Annotated in this window: 23 protein-coding genes; 12 read left to right on the top strand and 11 right to left on the bottom strand. The window is 71.6% G+C overall.

The annotated features are described in order from the left end of the window. Window positions 1-4: 4 nt before the first annotated feature. The 4 genes from ACTJKO_RS03275 to ACTJKO_RS03260 all read right to left on the bottom strand — a co-directional run bounded on the left by ACTJKO_RS03275 (window position 5) and on the right by ACTJKO_RS03260 (window position 4,200). Window positions 5-1,378 (bottom strand): serine hydrolase domain-containing protein, encoded by a 1,374-nt coding sequence (locus tag ACTJKO_RS03275; protein ID WP_440685617.1) that lies wholly within the window; start codon window positions 1,376-1,378, stop codon window positions 5-7. A 10-nt stretch (window positions 1,379-1,388) separates the two neighbouring features. Then, the gene (locus ACTJKO_RS03270) at window positions 1,389-1,946 is read right to left on the bottom strand and encodes a GNAT family N-acetyltransferase (RefSeq protein ID WP_440685615.1); all 558 of its coding nucleotides are present in this window, start codon (window positions 1,944-1,946) and stop codon (window positions 1,389-1,391) included. Beyond that, window positions 1,943-3,175, bottom strand: coding sequence for a D-alanyl-D-alanine carboxypeptidase family protein (locus ACTJKO_RS03265; RefSeq protein WP_440685613.1), 1,233 nt, complete (start codon window positions 3,173-3,175; stop codon window positions 1,943-1,945). The genes ACTJKO_RS03270 and ACTJKO_RS03265 overlap by 4 nt, the downstream gene beginning before the upstream one ends. 209 nt (window positions 3,176-3,384) lie before the next feature. Further along, complete coding sequence (locus ACTJKO_RS03260; protein WP_440685611.1) at window positions 3,385-4,200, bottom strand: TrmH family RNA methyltransferase; 816 nt, start codon at window positions 4,198-4,200, stop codon at window positions 3,385-3,387. Between the two features lie 105 nt (window positions 4,201-4,305). On the opposite strand from ACTJKO_RS03260, the gene ACTJKO_RS03255 reads away from it, so the two are divergent. The 3 genes from ACTJKO_RS03255 to ACTJKO_RS03245 all read left to right on the top strand — a co-directional run bounded on the left by ACTJKO_RS03255 (window position 4,306) and on the right by ACTJKO_RS03245 (window position 6,675). After that, entirely contained in the window at window positions 4,306-5,181 is an 876-nt protein-coding gene (locus tag ACTJKO_RS03255; RefSeq protein ID WP_440685609.1) for an NAD-dependent protein deacetylase, read from the top strand. Beyond that, window positions 5,178-5,816 carry a histidine phosphatase family protein gene (locus ACTJKO_RS03250; RefSeq protein WP_440685607.1) on the top strand — a complete coding sequence of 213 codons (639 nt, stop codon included), beginning with the start codon at window positions 5,178-5,180 and terminating at the stop codon, window positions 5,814-5,816. Before ACTJKO_RS03255 ends, ACTJKO_RS03250 begins: the two co-directional genes overlap by 4 nt. Window positions 5,817-5,925: 109 nt before the next feature. Further along, complete coding sequence (locus tag ACTJKO_RS03245) at window positions 5,926-6,675, top strand: hypothetical protein (RefSeq protein WP_440685605.1); 750 nt, start codon at window positions 5,926-5,928, stop codon at window positions 6,673-6,675. A 20-nt stretch (window positions 6,676-6,695) separates the two neighbouring features. On the opposite strand, the gene ACTJKO_RS03240 is transcribed toward ACTJKO_RS03245, so the two are convergent. Together ACTJKO_RS03240 and ACTJKO_RS03235 are read right to left on the bottom strand one after the other, a co-directional pair. Further along, complete coding sequence (locus ACTJKO_RS03240; RefSeq protein ID WP_440685603.1) at window positions 6,696-7,787, bottom strand: glycosyltransferase family 4 protein; 1,092 nt, start codon at window positions 7,785-7,787, stop codon at window positions 6,696-6,698. Then, entirely contained in the window at window positions 7,784-8,869 is a 1,086-nt protein-coding gene (locus ACTJKO_RS03235) for an alpha/beta fold hydrolase (RefSeq protein ID WP_440685601.1), read from the bottom strand. The genes ACTJKO_RS03240 and ACTJKO_RS03235 overlap by 4 nt, the downstream gene beginning before the upstream one ends. A gap of 154 nt (window positions 8,870-9,023) precedes the next feature. On the opposite strand from ACTJKO_RS03235, the gene treS reads away from it, so the two are divergent. Continuing rightward, on the top strand, window positions 9,024-10,733 hold the full coding sequence (gene treS / locus ACTJKO_RS03230) for a maltose alpha-D-glucosyltransferase (protein ID WP_440685599.1): 1,710 nt from the start codon (window positions 9,024-9,026) through the stop codon (window positions 10,731-10,733). A 179-nt stretch (window positions 10,734-10,912) separates the two neighbouring features. Next, on the top strand, window positions 10,913-11,620 hold the full coding sequence (locus ACTJKO_RS03225; RefSeq protein ID WP_440685922.1) for a 3'-5' exonuclease: 708 nt from the start codon (window positions 10,913-10,915) through the stop codon (window positions 11,618-11,620). 439 nt (window positions 11,621-12,059) lie between these two features. On the opposite strand, the gene ACTJKO_RS03220 is transcribed toward ACTJKO_RS03225, so the two are convergent. The 3 genes from ACTJKO_RS03220 to glgA all read right to left on the bottom strand — a co-directional run bounded on the left by ACTJKO_RS03220 (window position 12,060) and on the right by glgA (window position 14,450). Beyond that, complete coding sequence (locus ACTJKO_RS03220; protein WP_144712088.1) at window positions 12,060-12,308, bottom strand: type B 50S ribosomal protein L31; 249 nt, start codon at window positions 12,306-12,308, stop codon at window positions 12,060-12,062. A 150-nt stretch (window positions 12,309-12,458) separates the two neighbouring features. After that, window positions 12,459-13,241: an ABC transporter ATP-binding protein gene (locus ACTJKO_RS03215; protein ID WP_440685596.1), complete on the bottom strand. Its 783-nt coding sequence runs from the start codon at window positions 13,239-13,241 to the stop codon at window positions 12,459-12,461. Between the two features lie 9 nt (window positions 13,242-13,250). After that, complete coding sequence (gene glgA, locus ACTJKO_RS03210) at window positions 13,251-14,450, bottom strand: glycogen synthase (RefSeq protein WP_440685594.1); 1,200 nt, start codon at window positions 14,448-14,450, stop codon at window positions 13,251-13,253. Between the two features lie 47 nt (window positions 14,451-14,497). Between glgA and ACTJKO_RS03205 the strand changes: the two genes are divergently transcribed. Together ACTJKO_RS03205 and serB are read left to right on the top strand one after the other, a co-directional pair. Next, the gene (locus ACTJKO_RS03205) at window positions 14,498-15,739 is read left to right on the top strand and encodes a glucose-1-phosphate adenylyltransferase (RefSeq protein WP_440685592.1); all 1,242 of its coding nucleotides are present in this window, start codon (window positions 14,498-14,500) and stop codon (window positions 15,737-15,739) included. A gap of 77 nt (window positions 15,740-15,816) precedes the next feature. Further along, entirely contained in the window at window positions 15,817-16,455 is a 639-nt protein-coding gene (gene serB, locus ACTJKO_RS03200; RefSeq protein ID WP_440685590.1) for a phosphoserine phosphatase SerB, read from the top strand. Window positions 16,456-16,588: 133 nt separating this feature from the next. Here serB and fabG read toward each other — a convergent pair whose 3' ends face one another. Next, window positions 16,589-17,302, bottom strand: coding sequence for a 3-oxoacyl-ACP reductase FabG (fabG, locus tag ACTJKO_RS03195; protein ID WP_440685588.1), 714 nt, complete (start codon window positions 17,300-17,302; stop codon window positions 16,589-16,591). A 166-nt stretch (window positions 17,303-17,468) separates the two neighbouring features. Between fabG and ACTJKO_RS03190 the strand changes: the two genes are divergently transcribed. The 3 genes from ACTJKO_RS03190 to ACTJKO_RS03180 are packed head-to-tail and all read left to right on the top strand — an operon-like array spanning window position 17,469 to window position 19,170. Continuing rightward, window positions 17,469-17,888, top strand: coding sequence for a DUF3099 domain-containing protein (locus ACTJKO_RS03190; protein ID WP_440685586.1), 420 nt, complete (start codon window positions 17,469-17,471; stop codon window positions 17,886-17,888). After that, a complete protein-coding gene (locus tag ACTJKO_RS03185) occupies window positions 17,888-18,196 on the top strand; it encodes a hypothetical protein (RefSeq protein ID WP_440685584.1) in 309 nt (102 codons plus the stop codon). The genes ACTJKO_RS03190 and ACTJKO_RS03185 overlap by 1 nt, the downstream gene beginning before the upstream one ends. Then, window positions 18,193-19,170 (top strand): SURF1 family cytochrome oxidase biogenesis protein, encoded by a 978-nt coding sequence (locus ACTJKO_RS03180; RefSeq protein WP_440685582.1) that lies wholly within the window; start codon window positions 18,193-18,195, stop codon window positions 19,168-19,170. The genes ACTJKO_RS03185 and ACTJKO_RS03180 overlap by 4 nt, the downstream gene beginning before the upstream one ends. 121 nt (window positions 19,171-19,291) lie before the next feature. On the opposite strand, the gene ACTJKO_RS03175 is transcribed toward ACTJKO_RS03180, so the two are convergent. Beyond that, window positions 19,292-20,890 (bottom strand): ABC-F family ATP-binding cassette domain-containing protein, encoded by a 1,599-nt coding sequence (locus ACTJKO_RS03175; protein WP_440685580.1) that lies wholly within the window; start codon window positions 20,888-20,890, stop codon window positions 19,292-19,294. Window positions 20,891-21,005: 115 nt separating this feature from the next. Between ACTJKO_RS03175 and ACTJKO_RS03170 the strand changes: the two genes are divergently transcribed. Together ACTJKO_RS03170 and ACTJKO_RS03165 are read left to right on the top strand one after the other, a co-directional pair. Continuing rightward, complete coding sequence (locus ACTJKO_RS03170; protein ID WP_440685578.1) at window positions 21,006-21,605, top strand: biotin transporter BioY; 600 nt, start codon at window positions 21,006-21,008, stop codon at window positions 21,603-21,605. 120 nt (window positions 21,606-21,725) lie between these two features. Next, on the top strand, window positions 21,726-22,009 hold a 284-nt coding region (locus ACTJKO_RS03165; RefSeq protein ID WP_440685576.1), incomplete at its 3' end, for a hypothetical protein.

Genomic DNA, 22,009 nt, shown 5'->3' with positions numbered 1-22,009 from the left:
TCGGTCAGTCGACGGGTCGGTGGAGGTCGAGCGGGCCGTCGTGGAGCGGCTCGGTGACCCATGCCGCGACCGCCCGCCGTGCCGCCGGATCGAGCCGCAGGCGCATCGCGTGCGGCGTCTCGACGAAGCGGACGTCGACCACGACCGAACCGTCGTCGGGGTCCGTCGCCGCGCTCGCCGCGAGGGGGCCCTCGCTCGCCCACACGCCCTCGCCGACCGGGACCGTCGACGAACCGCCGTCCACGTCGAGCGACACGCGCCACCCGTCGGCACCACGCTCGAGCCGGAGCCCCTCGACGACGCCGTCCACGGCGAACGACCCGGCAGCGTCGTCGGGGAGCCGACCGCCGACGGCCGCGGGCAGTCCCAGGGAGGCGAGCCGCGCCTCCAGGGCCGCATCGTCGGCGGCGTCGACGTCCGCAGCGTCGAGGGCGGGCAACAGGTGCTCCCACGCCGCGTCGAGCACCGCCTGCATGTCCAGGCTCTGGCCGGTGAGCGCCAGCACGACGTCCTGCTCCGGCAGCACGACGCAGAACTGGCCGTACGCGCCGTCACCGCGGAAACCGTGGCGGGCCATCCAGAACTGGAAACCGTACCCCTGCCGCCAGTCCGGGTTCGCCTCGTCCGGGTTCGCGACCTGCGTGCTGGTGGCCGCGGCGACCCAGTCCTCGTCGAGGAGGCGCTCGCCGTTCCACACGCCGCGCTGCAGGTACAGCTGCCCGAGCGCGGCGATCGCGGACGTCGGCGCGTAGCAGCCGCTGAAACCGAGCTCGGCGCCGGTGTCGTCGCGGCGCCAGGCGAGGTCCGTGATCCCGAGCGGGTCGAGCAGCCGCGGGCGGAGGTACTCGACGAGCGAGTCACCACTGACCCGGCGGACGATCGCCGCGAGCGTGTACGTGCACGGCTGGTTGTAGGCGAACACGGAGCCGGGCTCCTCGTCGGGCGGGGTGAGGAGGAACCCCCGGACCAGGTCGTCCGGGTCGGTGTCCGCGGCACGGTCGAGCGTCTCCTCCCGGTGTCCGCTCGCCATCGCGAGGAGGTGCCGGACCCGGATGCGCCGGCTCCGGTCGTCCGTGACGTCGCCGTCGAGCTCCGGGAAGTACGACAGCGCCGTCGCGTCCAGGTCCACGAGTCCCTCCCGGACCGCGATCCCGACCGCTGCCGCCGTGAAGCTCTTGCTCAGCGAGTAGAGCAGGTGCACCCGGTCCGCTGCGTACGGGTGCCACCACCCTTCGGCGGCGACGCGGCCGTGCCGGAGCAGCATGAGACCGTGCGGCTCCACGTCGGGAGTGGTCTCCAGCGCGTCGAGGAACCGGGCGATGCCGCCGGCGTCGATGCCGAGCGCGGACGGAGCGGAGCGGGGGAACGTCGTCGTCACCCCTCCGACACTACGGGGCGTCGTGCCGGAACGGCAGCGGGACGACGGCAGGGCGCGGGTCGGTGGCCAGGCGCGCGTGGGTCTCCACGTCGAACCGCTCTTCGCCGTAGCGGAGCTTCTCGCGCTCGATCCCCTCGGCGGAGAACCCCGCCCGGGTCGCGACCGCGCACGACGCCGGGTTGTTCGTCCGGTGCCCCAGTTCGAGTCGGTGCACACCGAGGGCCACGGCGTCATCGACGGCAGCGACGAGCGCACGCGTGGCCAGCCCGCGGCCGCGCGCACGCGGCAGGAGCCAGTAGGACACCCACGCGGTCCCGTGCGTGTGCTCGATCGACGTCACTGCGACGTTCCCGAGCACCGCGCCCGACCCGCCGTCGGCCTCGACGACCGCCCAGTTCCGGGAACGATCGTCCAGCCGGTACACGCTCGCGATGAAGGCCGCCGCGTCCTCGACGTCGCTGAACCGCACGCCGCCGAGCTGCCGCGCGAGCTCCGGGTCCGCCGAGGCGACCACGAGCGCCGGGGCATCGGCCCGCCGCCACGGCCGCAGCACCGCCACCGGCGTCACGCGCCCTGGAACGGGTTCGTCCACCGCCACCAGATGCCCGGGTCCTCGATGGGGCGGGCGAGCACGAGCGGCACGGTGACCGGGTCGTGGTCCGAGATCGTGAAGCGGACCTTCCCGACGCGCTCGCCCTTCGTGCCCAGGGTGACGCGGTCGAGGTGGGTCCTCGCCGACACCGTCGTCCTCCCCCACACGAGCACCTCGGCTGCCGACGACGCCACCGCGTCCGCTTCCTCCTGCCACGGCGTCGAGAACGTCCCGAACGTCTGGCCGGCGTGCGCCAGCGTGACGACCTGGAAGTTGTCCGCCACCGAGCGGAGCAGCCGTTGCACGTCCTGGTCCAGCGAGTCGTGGTCCACGCCGCCGAGCATCGCGCCGACGACCGTCACCCGCTTCCCGCCCCGCTCGTACGTCGCGGCGAACAGCAGGCACGCTCCGGCCTGGTCGAGGGTGCCGGTCTTGATGCCCTCGACGCCGTCGAGCCCGAGGAGCTTGTTCGAGTTCTCGATCGCACCCGCGCCCGGCACCGTGGCCGTCTTCGTGCCGACGACCTCCTTCACCACCGGGTTCGCCAGGGCCAGCTGCCCCAGCGTCACCAGGTCCGTCGCCGTCGACCGGTTCGCCGGGTCGAGACCCGTCGGCTCCCGGATCGAGGTGTGGTCGAGCCCGTGCTCGTGCAGCCATGACGCGGCGGCGTGCTCGTACGCGTCCAACGACCCGAACGCCCAGATCGCCAACGACCCGGCGTAGTTGTTCGCCGACTTCATGAGCATGACCTGCAGGGTCTGGTACTCCGAGAGCTTCAGCCCGGCGGGCATCGGGGCGACCTCGCCGTCCAGGGCGAGGTACTTCGCGTAGAGCCCCTCCATCGCGGGCGTGAACGTGATCGTCGGACCCGCCTGCCCACGCTGCAGGGGCTTCTCGTCGAGGACCACCAGCGCCGTCACGACCTTCGAGATGCTCGCGATCGACCGGGGCTTCGCGTCACCACTGGTCCGCAGGCTCTCCGGGAAGTCCGTCGCCTCGACCGCCGTCGCGCCGTACCCGGGGAAGCGCAGGTCCGGCACCGACGAGGTCGGCGCCGCGTAGGTGGTGGTCGAGGCGCTCGCCGGGGCGAACGGCACGACTGCCGCGGCCACGAGGTAGCCGACCGCCAGGACCAGCACGGCGACGACGGAGATCGTCACCGGCCTCCGGACGGCGGAGCGGGGGCGGCGGACGACTCGTGACACGACACCCGAGCGTACTGGAGGCGCGTGGCGCGCACCCCGTGCGGCTCACGCGGGTGGGTGGGGGCCGTCGGCTGCGGTCGGGTCCGGCCGGGTGCGGTTCTCGTCGCACGACGGGCCGCTCACCTCCGGCAGCGACGGCGCGTCGTGCGACCGGAACGGACGCGGACGGCGCGTCGTGCGACCGGAGCGGACGCGGACGGCGCGTCGCGCTACCGGGCTCGCTGGGCGTGCGCGACCGCCCAGAGGCCGACCGCGCTCGCGGCGGCGACGTTGAGCGAGTCGACGCCGTGCGCCATGGGGATCCGGACCGTCGTGTCCGCCGACGAGACCGCGGCGTCGGTGAGCCCCTGCCCCTCGGTGCCCATGACGAGCGCGACCTTCTCCGGGACGTCGGCGACGAAGGCGTCCAGGTCGACGGAGCGGTCCGTCAGCGCCATCGCGGCGAGGTGGAAGCCCTGCGCGCGGAGCTCCTCGCCGGCGGCGGGCCACTCCCCGATGCGCGTCCACGGGACCTGGAGCACGGTCCCCATGCTGACCCGGACGCTCCGCCGGTACAGCGGGTCGGCGCAGCGCGGGCTGACGAGCACCGCGTCCGCCCCGAGCCCGGCGACGCTGCGGAACACCGCCCCCACGTTCGTGTGGTCGACGATGTCCTCGAGCACCACGACGAGCTTCGCGTCCCGGACGACGTCGGCCACCTCGGGCAGCTCGGGGCGTTGCACGGCCGCCAGCGCGCCCCGGTGCATGCGGAAGCCGGTGAGCTCCTCGAGGAGGGCGTCCGGACCGACGAAGACCGGACCGTCGTGGTCGGCGACGAGCGGCATGACGCTGTCGAGCCACTTCTCCTGCACCAGCACACTCCGCGGGACGTGGCCGGCCCGGACGGCTCGCTCGATGACCGTGTTCGACTCCGCGATGTACAGGCCGCCCTCGGGTTCGGTCACCCGACGGAGCGCCACGTCGGTCAGCCGGGCGAAGTCGTCGAGGCGGGGGTCGTCGAGGGTGTCGATGCGGACGGCGTGCACGTGGCTCGTTTCGGTGTGGGGTGGCCGTGGGCCGGGTCGGTCTCCGGCACGGCGACGATCGGGAAGTGACCGGGGCGGTCGGCTGTTGAGGGTACCGTGAACACGATGGCGACGAGCGAACCGACCGGCCCCGCGGACACGGCCTCCACCGCGGACGACCTGGACCGCGCCGTCGAGCTCCTCGCCGGCAAGCGGATCGCCGTGCTGTCGGGTGCCGGGCTGAGCACCGACTCGGGCATCCCGGACTACCGGGGCGAGGGCCGTGTGGTGCGCAAGCCGATGACCTTCCAGGAGTTCCGCGCGGACCCGGCGAAGCGCCAGCGGTACTGGGCGGGCTCGCACCTCGGGTGGCGCACCTTCGCCGGAGCGCGTCCGAACCAGGGACACCGTGCGCTCGCGGCACTCGAACGCGACGGGATCGTCACGGGCGTCGTCACGCAGAACGTCGACGGGCTGCACCTCCGAGCCGGATCGCGCCGGGTCGTCGAGATCCACGGCTCGATGGACCGAGCGGTGTGCCTGACGTGCGGGCAGGTGTTCTCGCGGGCGGACCTCGCCACCGTGCTCGACCGCGACAACCCGTGGATCGACGAACCGGGGTCGGTGCAGCTCCAGCCCGACGGCGACGTCGATATCACGGACGTCGAGCGGTTCCGCGTGCCGGACTGCTCGGTGTGCGGCGGTGTCCTCAAGCCCGACGTGGTGTTCTTCGGCGAGTTCGTGCCCGCCGAGAAGTTCCGGGAAGCCGTGTCCATCGTCGCCGAGGCCGAGGCGCTCCTCGTCGTGGGGTCCTCGCTGACCGTCAACTCCGGCGTGCGACTCGTCGACCACGCCGCGCGCCGCAAGCACCCCGTCGTCATCGTGAACCGCGGTGCGACCCGCAGCGACCGTCGTGCCGCCGTGAAGCTCGACGCCGGCACCACCGAGACGCTCGAGGCACTGGCAGCGCGGCTCGACCCGTCTGCGATGATCGACGGGTGACGACGCTCCTCTACCTGGTCCGGCACGGCGAGACCGACTGGAACGCCGGACGGCGCATCCAGGGCTCCACGGACATCCCCCTGAACGACACCGGACGCCGACAGGCCGCGTCGACCGCCGAGCTGCTCGCCCGACGCCGGTTCGACGCCGTCGTGGCCTCGCCGCTGTCGCGCGCGTTCGAGACGGGCTCGATCATCGCGGAGCGGCTCGGCCTCGGGACGCCGACGACCCACGCGGGGCTCGTCGAACGGTCGTACGGGGAGGCCGAGGGGCTCACGAACGAGGAGGTGCTCGAGCGGTACCCGCACGACGACATCCCCGGGCGGGAGTCCCGCAGCGCCCTGCTCGCGCGCGTCACCGAGACGCTCGGCGAGATCGCGGTCCGGTTCGACGCCGGCAGCGTGGTCGTCGCCACCCACGGAGCCGTGATCCGGAGCGTCGTGAACGCCGCCGCTCCCGGCACCGCGGACCGGCAGCACACCCCCATCCGCAACGGTTCGGTGCACTCGTTCCGGTGGGACCCGGAGCGCTTCCACGCCGAGCTCGTCCGGTTCGACGACCCCATCGACGACGTGTCGGACGGCCCCGGTCGGTACGCCTTCGAGTACCAGAACCCCCTCGAACGCCGGGGGTAGGGCGGGCTCCGGCATGGCGCCCGCGCGGAGCGACCGAACCCGGGTCACCGTCGCACGCGCGGTACTAGGCTCCGATGCACTCGCAGACCAGCGCGTGGAAGGGGCCGACATGACCGTCGACGGACCCGACAGCGGCACCGCACGGCAGGGCTGGCCTCAGCCCCAGGAGGCGGACGACCTCGACCGCGCGTTCGGTCCCGGCACCGCCTCCACGCCGGTCCGCACGCCCCGGCAGCGCGCCCGGCGCGGCACGCTCGTCGGCGTCGGGGTGATCGTCTCCGCCGGGGTCCTCGCGGTCGCGCTCCTCACCATCGTCGCCGGGGTGCAGAAAGGTGTCGGTGGGGTCTTCCCGCAGCCGCAGTCCGCGCTCGACCGGTTCACGGCCACCGCGCGTGACCTCGACGGCGTCGAGCGCATCACGAACGAAGAGCAGGACAAGACCGGCTTCGCCAGCTACGACGTGTCGTCCGCCGTCGAGGTCTCCCCCACGCTGTCCGACGACGAGCGGACCGCGGTGGTCGACGCACTCAGCCGGGCAGCCGACGCCGCCAGCGGGAACGGTGTGCGTGTGTTCGCGATCGTCGACCTCGGGAACCTGGAGATCGGGGTCTCGGGCGACCAGGGGGTGACCCGGAAACGGCTGGCACTCGCGCGGCAGCTCGACACGATCGGCGGGGTGACCGGCGTGCACTGCGCGTGGACCGCGGACGCACCGTCCGACGACCCGCGCGGGCAGGTGATCTCGGTCGAGACGCCGGGCACCGGCGACGTGCTCGTCGCGATCGTCGCGAAGGCGTCGCACGCGGCGCACGCGGTGTTCCCGGGGGCCGCGGTCACGTCGGCCACTCCGTCGCGCTGACGCACGCCGGAGCGCCCGCCTCAGCGGGGGGCCCGCGCCTGCCGGTCCTCGACCGCGCGCTCGACCGCTCGCACCACCTGCTCGGCCGAGTCGTCCCAACGGAAGCGGGCCGCCTGCGCGACGGAGGCCTCCGAGGCGGCGTCCCACCGCGCCTCCAGTCTGCGCACCGCCTGCGCGACCGCGGACGGGGAGGACGGGTCGAAGTACTCGGCCGCGTCACCGCCGATCTCGCGGAAGATCGGGATGTCGCTCACCACGACCGGCGTCCCGACGCCCATCGCCTCGACGAGCGGGATGCCGAACCCCTCGTCGTAGGACGCCGTCGCCAAGGCCGTGGCGGAGCTCAGCACCGACAGGTACTCGTCGTCCGAGGCACCGTCGTGGAAGACGATCGCGCCCGCCGGGGCGAGACGGACCAGTCGGGCACGATCGGCGTCGGACACCCGGGACATGCAGTGCAGCACCCAGTCCGCACCGAGGAGGGGCAGGGCGGCCGCGAGGGTCTCGACGTTCTTGTACGGCATGAAGGACCCCATGTAGACGAGTGACTTCTCACGGGCACCGTTCTGCTCACGACGTTCGGCGGGGTCGGCCGCGTTGTACGCCACCGTGACGGGGCGCTTCGTGAGCCGGTGCTGCTGGATGAGGCCGGCCGTCGTCTCGGAGACGGTGACGACGCCGTCGGCACCGTCGAGCAGCAGACGCTGCGGCGTCCAGGTGAGGTGGAACGCCCGCCAGCCGAGGCGGATCGGCCACGAGAACTCCCGCGGTGGTGTGCGGTTCCGGTAGTAGATGAGGTCGTGAAGGGTCAGGACGAGGGCGTAGTGCCGACCGCGCGACCCCATCGTCTGCATCGGGGAGAACACGGCGTCGAGGCCGAGCCGGTTCACCGTGCGGGCGACGAACGGCTCGCCGGCCTCGGTGGGTGCGGGCAGCAGCTCCCACGGCAGGTGGTCCGGCAGCGACTCGAGCTGCCGTTCGTCGTTGACCAGGAGCGTGTAGTCGTGCCGGGCCGGCAGGTGTGCGACGACTCCGGCGGTGAAGCGGCTGATGCCGTCGTGGCGGCCGATCCGGACGTAGCGGCAGTCGATGCCGATGCGGAGCCGGGTCACGAGTCGGCTCCGTCCGCGGTCGGCTGAGCAGCCGGGCCCGCTGGTGTCTCGGCGTCGGCAGTCGGCGTCGGGCGAGCCGCTTGCCCGGCGGGCGTCTCGGGGGCACTCGGCGTCGGGCGAGCATCCTGCCGTGGCGTTTCTTGCGTTCTCGACGTGGCCCGCGCTGCCGACCGCGACTTCCGCCGCCGCTTCGGCGTGTCCGCCATCCGACGCAGCACCGCGGCTGCAGCGACGTCCGGCGTCTCGTAGTGGACCAGGTGCCCGACCTCCGGCACGACGACGAGCTCGGCGTCCGCGAGCCGCGCCGCCAACGCCTGCTGCTCGGGCACCGCCGTGATGTCGTCGCGCTCTGCGGCGATCATGAGCACGGGCACCGCGATGCGGTCGGCGTACTCGGACACGTCGTGCGTGACCGAGGTCCGGAACGCCTCGAGCACACTGGTGCGGTTCGCGAAGGCCGAGAAGTACCGGTCGTGCTGGTCGTGCACCCAGCGGCGGAGATCGCGGTCGTGCGACTTCAGCATCGCGATGCTCATCGCCCGGACGATCGCCGGGTTCCGGAGCAGCCCGAGGCCGAGGGTCTTCGGCAGGAGGGCGCCGGCACGGTAGTAGCCGATCGCGATGCCCGTGCCCACCGCCCGGGGGCCCTGCAGCGCCGGCGCGGCGATCGGGTTGACGAGGACGAGCAGCCGCGTGTCGAGCCCGGCGGCGACCGTCGCGGCGACGACGATCGACCCGAACGAGTGCCCGAGCACGACGGTGTCGCGCGCGAGCCCGAGCGCCGTGTGGAAGCCGGTCAACCACGTGACGTAGGAGTCGATGTCCGACACCGGCAACGGGTCGGAGATCCCGAAGCCCGGCAGGTCCGGCACGACCACCCGGACACCCTCGAGGTGCGCGGCGATCGTCTCGAGACCGTGGTGGTCACCACGGAACCCGTGCACTGCGAGGACCGTCTGCTCGGCGCCGGCCGGCCCGTACTCCCAGTAGTGCGTGGTGCGGCCGTCGACCTGCACGGAGCGGTGCACGACCGGCGTGGCGGCCATCAGCGACTGGTACGGGGAGAGCACGGGCGGTTGCATCCGCGCCAGTCTAGGGAATGGGTCGGCACAAACCCCGGACAGGCCCAGGACCACGCGCCTATCGTGTCCGGGGCGGGCCCTGCCGTGCCCCGTCGGACCGGTCGTCGGCCCGTCGGGTCCGGTTGCCGGCCCGTCGACGACGACGAGGAGCACGGTGACCTTCACAGCCCCGATCCAGCTGCCCGGCCTGACGCTCGACCCGCAGTGGTACAAGCGCTCGGTGTTCTACGAGTGCATGATCCGCTCGTTCGTGGACTCGAACGGTGACGGCATCGGTGACATCCAGGGCGTGATCGGCAAGCTCGACTACCTGCAGTGGCTCGGGGTCGACGCGCTCTGGCTCCCGCCGTTCTTCCGCTCCCCCATGCGCGACGGCGGCTACGACATCTCCGACTACAAGGCGATCCTGCCGGAGTTCGGCACGCTCGACGACTTCCGCGAACTCGTCACGAAGTCGCACGAGCGGAACATGCGCATCGTCATCGACATGGTGATCAACCACACGAGCGACCAGCACGAGTGGTTCCAGCAGTCCCGCGAGGACCCCGACGGTCCATACGGAGACTTCTACGTCTGGCGCGACACCGACGAGGACTACTCGAACATCCGCATCATCTTCGTCGACACCGAGGAGTCCAACTGGACGTTCGACCCGGTCCGTCGGCAGTTCTTCTTCCACCGGTTCTTCTCGCACCAGCCGGACCTCAACTTCGAGAACCCCGCCGTCGTCGAGGCCGTGTACGACGTCGTCCGGCACTGGCTCGACATGGGCGTCGACGGGCTGCGGTTGGACGCGATCCCGTACCTCTTCGAGTCCGAGGACGGCAACGGCGAGGGCGAACCGGAGACGCACGAGTTCATCAAGAAGCTGCGCGCGATGGTGGACGACGAGTACCCCGGCCGGGTGCTCCTCGCCGAGGCGAACCAGTGGCCCCGTGAGACCGCCGCCTTCTTCGGCACCGACGAGGAGCCCGAGTGCCACATGGCGTTCGACTTCCCCGTCATGCCGCGCATCTTCTACTCGCTGCGCGCACAGCACGCCTCCGAGCTCAAGGCGATCCTGTCCGAGACGCTCGACGTGCCCGCCAGCGCCGCCTGGGGCGTGTTCCTCCGCAACCACGACGAGCTCACCCTCGAGATGGTCAGCGAGGAGTACCGGCAGGCGATGTACGGCTGGTACGGCTACGACCCGCGCATGCGCTCGAACATCGGCATCCGTCGGCGCTTGGCTCCCCTGCTCGACAACTCCAGGGCCGAGCTCGAGCTCATCCACGCGCTGCTGTTCTCGCTGCCCGGGTCGCCGTTCCTCTACTACGGCGACGAGATCGGGATGGGCGACAACATCTGGCTGCCCGACCGCGATTCCTCCCGCACGCCGATGCAGTGGACGCCGGACCGGAACGCCGGCTTCTCGACCGCCGACCCGGGCAAGCTGTACCTCCCCGTCGTGCAGTCCCTCGTGTACAACTACGCGCAGGTGAACGTCGAGGCGCAGCTCGCCCAGTCCCGCTCCCTGCTGCACTGGGTCCGGAACGTCATCCACGTCCGCAAGGCCCACCCGGTGTTCGGCATGGGGACGCTCGACGTGCAGGACACGTCGAACGAGTCCGTGCTCGCGTTCGTCCGGTCGTGGGAGGGCTCCGGGCAGCAGTTCGGACCGTCCGCCGAGGACGTCCTCTGCGTCTTCTCCTTCGCCACCAACCCGACGTCGGTCACGGTGTCGGCTCCGGAGTTCGCGGGGCGGCCGCTGTACGACCTGTTCGGCGGCGGGGCGTTCCCGTCGTTCGACGAGGACGGCAACGTGACGCTGACCATGGGCACGCAGTCGTTCTACTGGCTGCACGTGGGAGCGCCGGTCGCCTGACCGCGTCGGGCGGGGCGGCCTCCGGTGCCGGCTGCCCTGCGCGCGGCGGCGCTCGGACTGGAGGCGCGGCTCGTCCCCGGCAGGCGGGTCGCGCTCGGCGTGTCGGTGCGTCCCGTTAGCCTCGTGACGTGACGTACTCCGGAACCGCGCTCGACACGCCGCCCGCCGATGCCGGCGCCGTGCAGGACCTCACCGGGCGACCGTGGTGGCACGCCCTCGGGGTGTTCGACCTCGAGACCACCGGCGTCGACGTCGAGACGGCTCGCATCGTCACCGCACACGTCGGGCTCATCGACATGACCGGTCGCTCCATCGTCGAGGGCGCCTGGCTCGCCGACCCCGGCGTCGAGATCCCCGACGGGGCGGCAGCGGTCCACGGCATCACCACGGAGCGTGCACGGGCCGAGGGTCGTCCGGCCGGTGAGGTCGTCGCCGAGATCATCGCCGCGGTCGAGGCCGTGTTCGCCCGCGGCATCCCGCTCGTCATCTACAACGCCCCGTACGACCTCACCGTGCTCGACCGCGAGGCCAAGCGGCACGGCATCGCCTCCCCCGTCATCGGGAACGTCGTCGACCCGCTCGTGATCGACAAGGCGCTCGACACCTACCGCAAGGGCAAGCGCACGCTCGAGGCCGCGTCCGAGCTGTACGGCGTGACCCTCTCCGACGCGCACGACGCCGGCGCCGACGCCATCGCGGCCGGCCGTGTCGCACAGGCCATCGCCGCGAAGTACCCGGACGAGCTCGGTGTCTCCGCCGAGGAGCTCCACCGCAAGCAGGTCGGCTGGTGCGCCGAGCAGGCGTCCTCGTTCCAGGACTACATGCGCGCCAAGCGTGACCCGTCCTTCACCGCCGACGGTCGCTGGCCGCACCGCAACGCCGGCTGACGCCCGCGGCAGCGCTGCCGGCTCGCTCGTCGCGCGTTGCGACCGTTCGCCACGTCGGCCGCGCATCGAAGTCGAACCACGAATGCGACGTCGAACCACGGCGTGCCGGAGGTTCAATGTCGCTTTCGTGGTTCCGCGCGCCCCGTGACGCCGAGCGCCGCCGGCCCGCGCCGCCGCAGCGCCGCCGCACCCGCGGCATCGCTCGCTCGCACCGCCCGCAGCGACCGTTTGACACGTCGGCCGCGCATCGGAGTCGAACCACGAATGCGATGTCGAACCACGGCGTGCCGGAGGTTCGACGTCGCTGTCGTGGTTCCGAGCGCCCCGTGACGCCGAGCGCCCCCCGGCCCGTGCCGCCGCAACGCCGCCGCGGCACCCCGGCAACGCAGAACGGGCGGCCCTGCCGAAGCAGGACCGCCCGTCCGAGCGCGCAGCGGACTTACTTGCCGAAGCCCTTGAAGCGCTGGTTGAACTTCTCGACGCGACCGGCCGAGTCGAGGATGCGCTGCTTGCCCGTGTAGAACGGGTGCGACGCGGACGAGATCTCGACGTCGATGACCGGGTAGGTCGCACCGTCGAGCTCGATGGTCTTGTCGCTGGTCGCGGTCGAACGCGTCAGGAACGTCTCACCGGAGGCCAGGTCGCGGAAGACGATGGCGTTGTACTCGGGGTGGGTGTCGGTCTTCATGGAGATTCCTCGGATAGCGGTGATGGGAGTGCGCGGCTGCTCGAAGTGAACTCCGCGCGGAAGTCTGCGGCGTGCGCCAGCCGTCTACGTTACCAGACAGCACGCCGGATCGGGAGCAGGAAACGCGCCTGACGGAGCGGCAACCGCGCCTCAGGCCGCGCGTGCCGTGTACCGGCCGGCGTCCTTCGTGACGGTCAGTTCGATGCCGAACGCCTCGGTGAGCGTCGAGTCCGTGAGCACGTCGTCGATCGGCCCGGCGGCCTGCACGTGCCCGTCTGCGAGCACCAGGGCGTGGGTGAACCCGGCCGGGATCTCCTCGACGTGGTGGGTGACGATGACGATCGCCGGCGAGTCCTCGCTCTGCGCGTAGCCGCCGAGGGTCCGCACGAGGCTCTCGCGGGCGCCGAGGTCGAGCGATGCGGCGGGTTCGTCGAGGAAGAGGATCTCCGGGTCGGTCATCACCGCACGGGCGATCTGCACGCGCTTCTGCTCGCCGTCGCTCAGCTCGCCGAACGTCCGGTCGGTGAACGCGCCGAGGCCCCATTCGTCGAGCACGCGCTGGGCCCGGCGGACGTCGAGCTCCTCGTACTCCTCGTTCCAACGCCCCGTGACCGAGTACGCGGCCGTGAGCACCACGTCGATGACCTTCTCGGTGACCGGGATCCGGCGGGCGAGCGCCGTCGACGCGAACCCGATCCGGGGCCGGAGTTCGAACAGGTCGGCGCCGCCGAGCTCCGTCCCGAGCACCTCGACGCCACCCGACGTCGGGAACGTCTGCGCCCCGGCGACCTGGAGCAGCGTGGTCTTGCCGGCACCGTTGGCACCGAGCACGACCCAGCGTTCGTCGTCCTGCACCTCCCACGAGATCCCGTCGAGGATGGTGGCCCCGTTGCGGACCACGGAGACGTCTGACAAGCGCACGACCGAGGGCATGCGACCAGCCTACGGGTTCTGCCCGAGCACCTCGTCGTAGACCTGCCGTGTCCGGTGGGCGATCGCGTCCCACGTGAACTCGGTCTCGACGCGGAGGCGCCCGGCCCGGCCCATGAGCTTGGCCAGCCCCTCGTCGGCGAGCACCTCGTCCAGGGTCGCGGCGAGGTCGGCGACGAACCGCTCGGGGTCGGTCGGGGTGCCGGTGCCGTCCTGCGCCTGGTCGATCGGCACGATGCGGCCGGTCAGCCCGTCGGCGACGACCTCGGGGATGCCGCCGGTGCCGGTGCCGACGACGGGGATCCCGCACGCCATCGCCTCGAGGTTGACGATCCCGAGCGGCTCGTAGATCGACGGGCAGACGAAGACCGTGCCCGACGAGAGCACGTTGACGATCTCCTGGTGCGCCAGCATCCGGTCGATCCAGACCACGCCCTCGCGCGACTCGCGGAGCCCCTCGACCAGGCCGGTCACCTCGGCCATGATCTCCGGCGTGTCCGGGGCTCCGGCGCACAGCACGATCTGCACGTCCTCCGGCAGCGACGCCACCGCGCGGAGGAGGTACGGCAGGCCCTTCTGCCGGGTGATGCGCCCGACGAAGACGACGCTCCGGCGTGACGGGTCGATGCCGAGGGCGCGGACGGCGTCCTCGTCGACAGTCGGCTTCCAGTCGTCGATGTCGATGCCGTTGTAGACCACGTGCACCTTCGCCGGGTCGATCGACGGGTACGAGCGGAGGATGTCCGCGCGCATGGCCTTCGACACCGCGATCACGCCGTCGGCCTGCTCGAACGCCTCGCGCTCCATCCAGCTCGACAGCCGGTACCCGCCGCCGAGCTGCTCGGCCTTCCACGGACGGAGCGGCTCGAGGCTGTGCGCCGTGACGACGTGCGGGATGCCGTACGTCAGCTGGGCGATGCGTCCGGCGGCGTTCGCGTACCAGGTGTGCGAGTGCACGAGGTCCGCGCCCTCGACGTCCGCGGCGATCGCGATGTCCGTCCCGAGGGCCTGCAGCGCGCCGTTGGCCTGCTCGAGTCCGGCGGGCGTGCGGTACGCCCAGACGGACTCCTCGTCACGGAAGGCCCCGAAGGCCCGCACCCGCACGTCCGTGTCCGTCCCCGACCGCAGCGCGGCCGTCAGTTCGGCCACGTGGACACCCGCTCCGCCGTAGATCTCCGGCGGATACTCCCTGGTCAGTAGATCGACTCGCACGCGTTCAACGTAACCGGTTCCCAGTGCGCACGCCTACTGTGAGCGTCATGGCACCAAAGAAGGTCTTCGGCATCGTGCTCGCCGGCGGCGAGGGCAAACGGCTCATGCCGCTCACGGCCGACCGCGCGAAGCCCGCTGTCCCGTTCGGCGGCAACTTCCGTCTCATCGACTTCGCTCTGTCGAACCTGGTCAACTCCGGACTGCAGAAGATCGTCGTCCTCACCCAGTACAAGTCGCACAGTCTCGACCGCCACGTCGCGGAGACCTGGCGCATGGAGGGCCTGCTCGGCTCGTACGTCGCATCGGTGCCCGCGCAGCAGCGACTCGGCAAGCGCTGGTTCGCCGGCTCGGCCGACGCGATCCTGCAGTCGCTCAACCTGCTCCGCGACGAACGGCCCGACATCGTGGTCGTCGTCGGCGCCGACCACGTGTACCGGATGGACTTCCACCAGATGGTCGAGGCACACATCGCCTCCGGCCGGAGTGCCACCGTTGCCGCGATCCGCCAGCCGATCGGCCTCGCCGACCAGTTCGGCGTCATCCAGGTCGCCGACGACGACCCGACGAAGATCGAGGCGTTCCTCGAGAAGCCGAAGAACGCCGTCGGCCTGGCCGACTCCCCCGGCGAGATCCTCGCGTCGATGGGGAACTACGTCTTCGACGCGGACGCGCTGGTCGACGCCGTGCTCCGCGACGGCCAGATCGAGACGTCGAACCACGACATGGGCGGCGACATCGTGCCCGACTTCGTGTCCCGGGGCGACGCCGGCGTCTACGACCTCCAGCGCAACGACGTGCCCGGGTCGAACGAGCGCGACCGGTACTACTGGCGCGACGTCGGGACGATCGACTCGTTCTTCGACGCCCACATGGACCTCATCGCTCCCGTCCCGGTGTTCAACCTCTACAACCAGGACTGGCCGATCTTCAACCAGCAGACGAACCTGCCGCCGGCGAAGTTCGTCCGGGACGCGAACGGCAACACCGGCTCGACGGTGGACTCCCTCGTGTCGCTCGGGTGCCTCGTGTCCGGGGCGCAGGTGGAGCGCAGCATGATCGGCCCGTGGTGCTCGATCGACTCCGGGGCGAAGGTCCTCGACTCGATCGTGTTCGAGCGGGCATCGATCGGTGCCGGGTCCATCGTGAACCGGGCGATCCTCGACAAGGACGTGGTGATCGCTCCGGGCGCGCAGGTCGGCGTCGACCGCGAGGCCGACGAAGCCCGCGGCTTCACCGTCACCGACTCCGGCATCACCGTGGTCGGCAAGGGCGTCCGCGTCGACGCGTAGCGTCGTCGGAACGCTCTGGAGGCGCGGCTGACGTCACACGGACGAGCCGCGCCTCCGACAGTCGGTACCGTTGGTGCGTGCCGCGCTTCCTCGTCGTCCTCGATGCCGATTCCACGCTCCTCGAGGACGAGGTCATCGAACTCCTGGCCGACGCCGCCGGGACCCGGCCACGGGTCGCGGCGATCACGGAGCGGGCCATGCGCGGGGAGATCGACTTCGCGGAGAGCCTCCGGGAGCGTGTCGCGACGCTGGAGGGCCTCCAGGACGACGTCTTCCGCCGAGCGCAGGAGACGGTCCGTGTGACGCGGGGAGCCGACGAGCTGGTCCGTGGCGTGCACGCGGCCGGCGGGACCGTCGGCGTCGTCTCCGGCGGGTTCCACGAGGTGCTCGACCCCTTCGCGGAGGCGCTCCGACTCGACCACTGCCGGGCCAACCGGCTCGAGGTGGTGGACGGGGTGCTGACCGGGCGGGTGCTGGGCGACGTGGTGGACGCGCATGCGAAGGCGGCAGCGCTCCGGGAGTGGGCGACCGTCGACGACGTCCCCGTCGCGCGCACGATCGCCGTCGGGGACGGTGCGAACGACCTCGAGATCATGCGCGTCGCTGCGCTCTCTGTGGCGTTCGACGCGAAGCCGCGTGTGCGCGAGCAGGCGGACGTGGCGGTCGTCGACCGTGACCTGTCCGCGGTGCTCGCCGCCCTCGGCCTGCGCGGCTGACGCGCCCCCGAGACTCGGCCCCGCGCCCCCGAGACTCGCGGTGGGCGACAGTTCTCGTGCCCGGGGGCGCGAGAACTGTCGCTGAGCGCGAGACTCGGGCCGACGCGCGCGAGACTCGCGGCGGCAGCGGCGGCTAGTGCCCCATCCCCAGGCCGCCGTCGACCGGGATCACCGCGCCGGAGACGTACCCGGCACCGTCGCTCGCGAGGAACAGCGTGGCGTCCGCGACGTCGTCCACGGTGCCGTACCGCGCCGCCGGGATCTGCTTCTTGAACTCCGCGACGAGCTCGTCCGGCAGGGACGCCGTCATGTCCGTCTGGATGAAGCCGGGCGCGACGACGTTCGCGGTGATGCCGCGGGAGCCGAGCTCGCGCGTGATCGACCGGGCCATGCCGACGAGCGCCGCCTTCGACGAGGCGTAGTTGACCTGGCCGACCTGGCCGTAGGCGCCGACGACGCTCGACATGAGGACGATGCGCCCGAACTTCGCCTTCATCATGCCCTTCGTCGCACGCTTCACGACCCGGAACGTCCCCGTCAGGTTCGTGTCGATGACGCTCGTGAAGTCCTCCTCGGACATGCGGAGCAGCAGCTGGTCGTTCGTGATGCCGGCGTTCGCGACGAGGACCTCGACCGGGCCGAGCTCCGCCTCCACCTGCGTGAACGCGGCGTCGACGGACGCCGTGTCGGTGATGTCCGCCGCGACGGTGAGGGCACCCTCGGGGCCGCCCTGACCGCTCCGGGACGTGACCGCGACGCGGTGCCCGGCGGCGACGAACCGCTCCGCGAGGGCGTGGCCGATGCCGCGGTTGCCGCCGGTGATGAGGACGGTACGGGGGGTGCTCATGGTCGCTCCGTTCGGGGTGGGGTGCACGGCGCGCCGCGGCCGGGATCGGTCGGACACGCCCGGACGAGCGTACCGGAGGCGATGTCGCCGTCGTGTCCGCGCGCGGCGGAACCACGGAGGGGCCCACGGGCTTAGGCTTGACCATGGGCAGAGGAAAGAACATCGGATGAAGACGACGCACAGCATCACGACCCTCCCGGACTCACCGGAGACGGATCGCGCGCACCGCTTGTCCCGCTACGTCTGGCAGATGGCGCTGCGCGTCGTGTTCTTCATCGGCGCCGTCGTCGTGTGGTCGGTCTGGCACACGTGGCTCGCCGTCATCCCGATCGTCCTCGCCGGTGTCATCCCCTGGGTCGCGGTGGTGATCGCGAACGCGGGCAGCCGCGCCGAGAACGACATCGTCACCCCGGCCGGCGCGATCGAGCTCTACGACGCCGTCGACCCGCGCCTCCGGGAACGCCAGGAGGACGCCCGCGCCGAGGCCTACCGCGCCGAGCAGGACCGACTCCGTGAGCAGGCCCAGCACGCGCAAGAGGAGTGGCAGCGCAACGGCGACCGCTCCCGGGTGTGGGGGCGTCGCTGATGGGTGCCACGTTCGACCTCTTCACCGAGCCCGGCTCGACCCCGGTGTGCTCGCGTGCCGGCTGCGTCGCGACCGCGTCGTGGCGGGTCAACTGGCGCAACCCGCGCATCCACGCCATCGACCGGGTGAAGATCTGGGCGGCGTGCGAGGAGCACCGTGACTTCCTCGCGGACTACCTGCGATCCCGGTCCTTCCCGGTGCGCGTCACCGGCATGCACGAGGACGTGGACCGACTCGACGACGAACGTGACCCGGCCGACGCCCCGAAGAACGACGTCGGTGCTCGCACGGCCGGTGACCGTCGGTGAGCGACGGCTTCGACCCGAGCTCCCGCTACGGCCGACGGCACGCGCAGAAACTGCAGCGCGCGGCTGCCGCGGCCGGTGCGCGCTCCGCTGACGACCGTCCCGAGCGTGACCCCGACGAGCCCTTCGTCGGCTGGGGGTTCGTCGGCAGCCGACGGTGGTTGGGGTACTTCGCGATCGCCGTCGCCTTCGCGATCGTCTGCGCCCTGTTCGGCATGTGGCAGTGGGACCGTCGGAACGAAGCCGTCCGCCAGAACGAGCAGGTCGCCCAGAACTACGAGCACACCCCCGTCCCGCTCGACCGGGCGCTCCCGACGGCGTCGAGCTGGGACGACTCGCAGACCTGGCTCCGGGTGCGCGTCACCGGCCGCTACGACACCGCGGAGCAGCTCCTCGTCCGGAACCGGGTGCACAACGGGCAGCCCGGCTTCGAGGTCCTCACGCCCCTCGTCACCGCCGACGGCCGAGCGTTCATCGTCGACCGCGGCTGGGTACCGACCGGCAACGCGCAGGACGCCCCCGACCACGTCCCCGCTCCCCCGTCGGGCGAGGTCACGGCCATCGTGCGCCTGCAGGAGAGCGAGCCGCGCATCCCCGGTCGCACCGATCCGGCGCACACCGACCAGGTGCAGTCGGTGACGCTGTCCGACGTCGCGAAGAAGGTCGACACGCCGATCTACACCGGTGCGTACGGGCAGCTCGCCTCGGAGTCGCCCGCTCCGACCGAGGCCCGACCGCTCGGGTGGGACCGCCCCACGGCCGACACCGGGCTGCACCTCAGCTACTTCATCCAGTGGTTCATGTTCGCCGCCGGGGGGTTCGGCTTCCTCGCGTACCTCATGGTGCAGGAGTACCGGAACCTCAACCAGGACGACCCCGAGGAACGCGAGCGCGCCCTCGAGCGGCAGCGTCGCAAGGACGCGAAGCCCAAGACCGACGCCGAGATCGAGGACGAGCTGCTCAACGCAGGCCGCTGACGGACTCGCCGCTCACCGGACGTGACACCTGTCGTCCTGCCGCTGCATGCGCGAAACGCACCATCGGTCGTACTGGAGGCGCGTCACGGCGCCGCCCCGCGCCTCCAGTACCGACCGCGGGCTACGCGAGCTCGACGAGCTCCGCGTAGTCCTTGTTCCAGTGGTCCTCGGTGCCGTCCGGCAGCAGCAGGACCCGCTCGGGGTTCAGCGCCTCGACCGCACCGGCGTCGTGCGACACGAGCACGACAGCGCCCTCGTAGCCGGCCAGCGCTCCGAGGATCTCCTCGCGCGAGGCCGGGTCGAGGTTGTTCGTCGGTTCGTCGAGCAGCAGCACGTTCGCCCCGGAGACGACGATCATCGCGAGCGACAGTCGGGTCTTCTCGCCGCCGGACAGCACGCCGGCCTTCTTGTACCCGTCGTCGCCCGTGAACAGGAACGAACCGAGCACGCGTCGCGCCTCGGTCTCGTTGAGGTCGTTCGACGCCGAGACCATGTTCTCGATGACGGTGCGGTTGACGTCGATGTTCTCGTGTTCCTGGGCGTAGTAGCCGATGCGTAGACCGTGACCCGGGAGGATCTCCCCCGTGTCGGGCTGGTCGACGCCCGCGAGGATGCGCAGCAACGTCGTCTTGCCGGCACCGTTGAACCCGAGGATGACCACGCGCGATCCGCGGTCGATCGCGAGGTCGACGCCCGCGAAGATCTCGAGCGAGCCGTAGGACTTGGACAGTCCCTCGGCCATGAGCGGAGTCCGCCCACAGGGGGTGGGCGTCGGGAATCGCAGCTTGGCGACGCGGTCGACGGCGCGCTCTTCCTCGAGTCCGGCCAGGAGCTTCTCGGCACGGGCGACCATCTGGTGCGCCGCAGCGGCCTTGGTCGCCTTCGCGCCGAAGCGGGCGGCCTGGTCCTTGAGCGTCGCAGCCTTCTTCTCGGCGTTCGCGCGTTCCTTGCGCCGGCGCTCCTCGTCGGCGGCACGCTGCCGCTGGTAGAGCTTCCACCCCATGTTGTAGACGTCGATGCACTGCCGGTTGGCGTCGAGGTAGAAGACGCGGTTCACGACCTCGTCGACGAGCTCGACGTCGTGGGAGATCACGATCACGCCGCCCGGGTAGGTCTTCAGGTGCTCCCGGAGCCACACGATCGAGTCGGCGTCGAGGTGGTTCGTCGGCTCGTCGAGGATCATCGTCTCGGCGTCCGAGAACAGGATGCGGGCCAGCTCGATGCGGCGGCGCTGACCACCCGACAGGGTCTTGAGCTGCTGGTCGAGGATGCGGTCCGGCAGCTTGAGGTTGGACGCGATCGACGCGGCCTCGGCCTCGGCCGCGTACCCGCCGAGGGCGTTGAACTGGTCGTCGAGGCGGCTGTACCGGCGCATGGCCTTCTCGGCGACGTCCGGGTCGTCGCTCGCCATCGCCTCGGTCGCGAGCCGGATGCCCTCGACGAGCTCGCCCAGACCGCGGGCGTCGAGGATGCGCTTGCGCGCGGTGTCCTCCGGGTTGCCGGAGCGCGGGTCCTGCGGGAGGTACCCGATCTCGCCCGAGCGGTCGATCTTCCCCGCCGTCGGCTGGGTCTCCCCCGCCAGGGCCTTCGTCATCGTGGTCTTGCCGGCGCCGTTGCGACCGACGAGGCCGATCTTGTCGCCCTTCTCGACGCGGAAGGACACGTTCTCCATCAGGAGGCGAGCCCCGACGCGGATCTCGAGGTCGTGCACGGCAAGCACTACAGACGTCCAATCAGTTGGTGGATGTGCACAACGGTGTGTGCGGGAGGTGCACCGCTACGCTGACGGGACCGATGGTCCTGAACGGGACCAGCAGTCCATTCTAGGAGAATCCATGACGAACGCCACCGGGTTCGCTCGCCGCGCAGTCCTCGCCGACCGTCTGCGCACCCAGGGCCTGGCCACCGACGCCGCCCTGATCGCCGGCGGAGCACTGTTCACGGCCGCGATGGCCCAGGTCGAGGTCCCGATGTGGCCCGTGCCGATCACGGGTCAGACCCTCGCGGTCGTGCTCGTCGGCGCGACGCTGGGCGCACGTCGCGGCATGCTCTCGCTGCTCGTGTACGCGGTCGCCGGGCTCGCCGGTGCACCGTTCTTCGCCGGCATGACGGGCGGCCTGCACGCGCTCGCCGTCCCGAGCTTCGGGTACGTCATCGGCTTCATCCCGGCCGCGGGCGTCGTCGGCTGGCTCGCCCGCCGCGACTGGGACCGCCGGTTCGGTCGTGCAACGGTGGCGATGCTGCTCGCCAGCGCGATCCCGTTCGTCACGGGTCTGCCCTACCTCGCCGCGGCGCTCGGTGCGCTCGGGGCGCCGAACGACCTCCAGTCGGTCCTCGCGGCAGGCCTGTACCCGTTCATCGTCGGCGGGATCGCGAAGGCGCTCATCGCCGCGGGCGTCCTGCCGCTCGCGTGGAAGCTGGTCGGGCGCCGCTGACGCGTCGCGCGCATCCGCGAGGAGGGCCCCGCACCGTTCCGGTGCGGGGCCCTCTGCCGTCGCGCCGGCGCCGGGGTCGGGCGGTGCCGGGGCCGGGGCTGGACGTTCTGGTCGCACGACATGCCGTCCGACGCGAAGCTGAGCGGCACGTCGTGCGACCTCGGCGGACGCGAGCGGCGGGTCGTGCGACCTCGGCACGGCCACGCGGTGGCAGCGGCTCCGCTGCCGGGCCGCCGGGCCGCGACGATCTGGTCGCACGACATGCCGTCCGGCGCGAAGCTGAGCGGCACGTCGTGCGACCTCGGCGGACGTGAGCGGCAGGTCGTGCGACCTCGGCACGCGACCGCGCCGTCCCGCGCCGCGCCGCGCACGACGACGGACGGGAGGCGCGGTGCCAGCTGGCA

Source organism: Curtobacterium sp. 22159, from assembly GCF_052045775.1.
Lineage (GTDB): Bacteria > Actinomycetota > Actinomycetes > Actinomycetales > Microbacteriaceae > Curtobacterium.
This window is presented reverse-complemented; position numbering and strand designations above follow the sequence as displayed.

Coding starts and splice junctions, on each gene's coding strand:
- ACTJKO_RS03170 (WP_440685578.1), top strand. CDS start 21,006: ATGACGAACGCCACCGGGTTCGCTCGCCGCGCAGTCCTCGCCGACCGT.
- ACTJKO_RS03185 (WP_440685584.1), top strand. CDS start 17,888: ATGGGTGCCACGTTCGACCTCTTCACCGAGCCCGGCTCGACCCCGGTG.
- ACTJKO_RS03190 (WP_440685586.1), top strand. CDS start 17,469: ATGAAGACGACGCACAGCATCACGACCCTCCCGGACTCACCGGAGACG.
- ACTJKO_RS03220 (WP_144712088.1), bottom strand. CDS start 12,308: ATGAAGACCGACACCCACCCCGAGTACAACGCCATCGTCTTCCGCGAC.
- ACTJKO_RS03235 (WP_440685601.1), bottom strand. CDS start 8,869: ATGCAACCGCCCGTGCTCTCCCCGTACCAGTCGCTGATGGCCGCCACG.
- ACTJKO_RS03205 (WP_440685592.1), top strand. CDS start 14,498: ATGGCACCAAAGAAGGTCTTCGGCATCGTGCTCGCCGGCGGCGAGGGC.
- ACTJKO_RS03215 (WP_440685596.1), bottom strand. CDS start 13,241: ATGCCCTCGGTCGTGCGCTTGTCAGACGTCTCCGTGGTCCGCAACGGG.
- ACTJKO_RS03245 (WP_440685605.1), top strand. CDS start 5,926: ATGACCGTCGACGGACCCGACAGCGGCACCGCACGGCAGGGCTGGCCT.
- ACTJKO_RS03255 (WP_440685609.1), top strand. CDS start 4,306: ATGGCGACGAGCGAACCGACCGGCCCCGCGGACACGGCCTCCACCGCG.
- fabG (WP_440685588.1), bottom strand. CDS start 17,302: ATGAGCACCCCCCGTACCGTCCTCATCACCGGCGGCAACCGCGGCATC.